The organism is Bariatricus sp. SGI.019 (assembly GCF_050315235.1).
Classification (GTDB): domain Bacteria; phylum Bacillota; class Clostridia; order Lachnospirales; family Lachnospiraceae; genus JAFBIX01.
The window spans coordinates 1-2,694 of sequence record NZ_JBNPOQ010000041.1; the positions used below are offsets into that span (position 1 = coordinate 1).

The following is a 2,694-nucleotide window of genomic DNA, read 5'->3' on the forward strand; positions in this document are numbered from 1 at the left end:
AGAAGTGCCAGGAGAACTTGTAAGTTTCCTGAATTTTGTGAAAGCTGACCTGAGCGAAAGTGAAACAGATTTTGAGGATGATTTTGTAGAAAAGCTTCAGAATACAATACGCAGAATCAAATCCAATCGTGAAATGGAGGAGCGTTTTATGATCTTTGAAGAGATGTTGAGGGATGAACGCGCAGAGGGAAAGGCAGAAGGAAAAGCAGAAGGAAAAGCAGAAGCTGTTTTAGAAATGTTATTAGAACTAATGAGCAATCTAGGCGAGATCCCGGATGAACTTCGGAACAGGATTACGAGTGAAAAAGATCTGGAAACGTTGAAGAAGTGGCACAGATTAGCCGCAAGATCCGAATCCTTGGATGAGTTTTTGGAAAAGATGTAAAAAGTAATTTCTTATAATTAATATCAATCATATCTATGACCGGATGTTGCAGGGTGTCAGTGCTTTGCGGCATCTGGTGACTGTAACACGAATCAGGCCGATTCAGGCGAAATATCAGCATTAGAAGCGCAGAGGAATTCTATAAATATAAATCGAAGGTAAATATACTATTTGTCGGGGGCTTAGCGATAATTTAACAGTTTCAGGATAGTGGATTTTACAAATGAGTGATTAAATAAATATCATATTGAAACGCAGCAGTGGAAAGGAAGAAAAATTGTGAATAAAAAAATCCTTAGATATATATGCATCTCATTATTGATGGTTTGCTGTGTAAATTTTCAGATACTGCAGGTACAGGCGGGGACGACAAAAGTGATTTTACATAAGGCGGAACAACAGGATAATTCGGTCAAAGAGAAGGGGCAGAGGATTGGCTCCATCAAGACTAGAGATGAGAATCACACGGCAGTATATCTGGTTCCCCTGTTGACAGCGGCTGTTGTATGCGGAAGAAAGGTGAAAAAAATAAAATCGGAGGAAGAAGTTTGAAGAAGAACAAGATTTGGCTTATCGGAACAATCATTGCAATTGTAATTTTGATTGCTGCCGGAGGTTTTTTCCTGGCAAGGAAAAATACATTGTCCGGTGGTCTGAAAATGGAAAAAAATACTGTGAAATGGAATCAGAATCTGGAAAGTGTGGATGAAAGTGCTGATATACAGATTCCTTATTACAGTGATATTTATATGGATGACGGGGCTGATTCGATAGACATGGTTCTGGTTAACCCAAAAGAGAATGAATGTTACTTTACATATACTTTTATATTGAATGAGACGGGTGAGGAAATCTATCAATCTGACCTGATAGAACCGGGACGTGCGTTGGAAGAAGTAAAACTGAACCAAAAGATGATAAGTGGAACGTATAAGCTGGATATCCGCATTGATACTTATTCGATTGAGGAACAGAATCCGCTGAATAATGCCATTGTTTCTACGAATTTAATTGTATCTTAATATTCCCCAAAAAGGGTTTATATATAGAAAATAAAAATGAAATGAACTGAAGGAGGATTCAAAAATGAGGAATTTAAAGAAATTTGCAGCAATTGGACTTATCTGTGCCACGATTATGGGAAATGCACTGAATGTTGCAGCAGCAGATGTATCTGTAGAAGAAGGAAATAACGCAAATGGGCAGACAACGGTTTCCCTTGTAAAGGAAAATCCTGCACCAACTTTTACGGTTGGTATTCCATCAACAGTAAATATTACTTCTGCTGATCCTGCACAGCTTACATTTACTATGAATGAGGATAGCTTGAATGCCATTCCGGATGGGAAAAAAGTCAGTGTGAGCATTGCAGATGCAGGATATGGAACTACAACAGGAAAATTCGCTCTGAGCAGCGGAACAGATGAAGCTACATATGGTGTTTATGGAAGTAAATACAGCACCAGACCGTCCGATGCTTATAAGATTGGCGATCTGTTAGTAAGTTTCTATGGAAATGAAAAAGTGACAGATGGAACTGCTTCAATTGGCAGAGTAATTAAAGCAGATAACTATGACGGAATTGCTGCCGGAACTTATGAAGGATTTATTACATTCAATATTGACGTGCGCAATCAGTAATTTTGTACTGTTGGCTTAACAACTGGCCGGTCGCAGGAGATACCCTGTGACCGGTCAGTTTTTTTCAATATCTCAAAGTATTTCTTGAGGATGGCAATGGATTCATCGTAAACGCTCAATATCATTTACTGACATTTTGAATAAGAAATCTATCGCAAAAGTGGTTCTATCGTCATTGGAAATGGAAGATTTCAAATAGTCTTCAAGCGTGATTCCGTTTATCGCCTCCTCTATTAATAGACCATAAAAGTGTGAGTGAATTAAAAGATTCTCCTTTACTGCGAATATTCTGGGGAATCCAATATCCTCTTCCAAACAAACTTGTACATATCGTGTAAAAGAACGTTTCTGATAATAAAACATGTCTGAGACACTGCCGATATCGCCCATAAAGTCATCTGCATCAGCGAGTAATGACATCTTTGGGGTGTTGACAAGAATGAACATCGATACTGGGAGGAATAGAGATGTTCTTGAAAAAATCAAAAAATTTGGCAATATATATGGGAGTGCCGGTTTCGTCATAGATGAAATAACTAGTGGACTGTCCGCGTTGATTAGGATTGGGCCTAATGCTAAAATGAGTTTTCCATAGATCCTGGGATTGTAATAGATATAGTATTTCTTAAAGCAATATGCTACAATCTATTCATAGGATTCCTCTGCAA

The 2,694-nt window shown here is 38.2% G+C and carries 4 protein-coding genes; all 4 read left to right on the plus strand.

Features of this window, described 5'->3' with window-relative positions:
- Positions 1-385, plus strand: a 385-nt coding sequence (locus tag ACQRD1_RS14455; RefSeq protein ID WP_427787927.1) for a hypothetical protein, incomplete at its 5' end; no start/stop codon positions are given.
- Between the two features lie 279 nt (positions 386-664).
- The gene (locus tag ACQRD1_RS14460; protein WP_235234202.1) at positions 665-937 is read left to right on the plus strand and encodes a hypothetical protein; all 273 of its coding nucleotides are present in this window, start codon (positions 665-667) and stop codon (positions 935-937) included.
- Positions 934-1,407 carry a hypothetical protein gene (locus ACQRD1_RS14465; protein WP_235234204.1) on the plus strand — a complete coding sequence of 158 codons (474 nt, stop codon included), beginning with the start codon at positions 934-936 and terminating at the stop codon, positions 1,405-1,407. The genes ACQRD1_RS14460 and ACQRD1_RS14465 overlap by 4 nt, the downstream gene beginning before the upstream one ends.
- 64 nt (positions 1,408-1,471) lie before the next feature.
- Positions 1,472-2,026, plus strand: a complete 555-nt coding sequence (locus tag ACQRD1_RS14470; RefSeq protein WP_235234206.1) for a hypothetical protein — start codon at positions 1,472-1,474, stop codon at positions 2,024-2,026.
- Positions 2,027-2,694 lie beyond the last annotated feature (668 nt).

Coding starts and splice junctions, on each gene's coding strand:
- ACQRD1_RS14470 (WP_235234206.1), top strand. CDS start 1,472: ATGAGGAATTTAAAGAAATTTGCAGCAATTGGACTTATCTGTGCCACG.